Origin of the sequence: Halomonas marinisediminis, from assembly GCF_004347715.1 — a bacterium.
In the GTDB taxonomy this organism is placed as follows: Bacteria; Pseudomonadota; Gammaproteobacteria; order Pseudomonadales; family Halomonadaceae; genus Halomonas; species Halomonas icarae.
This window is the reverse complement of record NZ_SLTR01000759.1, coordinates 1-229: the sequence shown is the minus strand read 5'-3', so window position 1 is coordinate 229 and position 229 is coordinate 1. Positions and strand designations below refer to the sequence as shown.

Genomic DNA, 229 nt, shown 5'->3' with positions numbered 1-229 from the left:
CGATGGCCGCTGCATGCACCCGCACGAGCCGCGGGCGCGGACCCGGGCTGGCGGTGCGCTGCGCCTCTTCGGGGGTGCGCACGATCTCGACCCCGAGGGCGAAGGGGCCGCGATCCAGCTTCTCGATCCGCACGAAGGCGCGCGCGGCCTTGGGGTCCGACAGGATCCGATCGGCCACCCGTTCCGCCAGCGTTTCCAGCAGGTTGATCCGCTCCTCGGCCAGCGCGCC

The 229-nt window shown here is 73.8% G+C and carries 1 protein-coding gene; it reads right to left on the bottom strand.

Going from position 1 to position 229, the window contains the following annotated elements:
- A partial coding sequence (locus E0702_RS18445; protein ID WP_205742162.1) for a dihydroneopterin aldolase occupies positions 1 to 229 on the bottom strand: 229 nt, incomplete at both ends.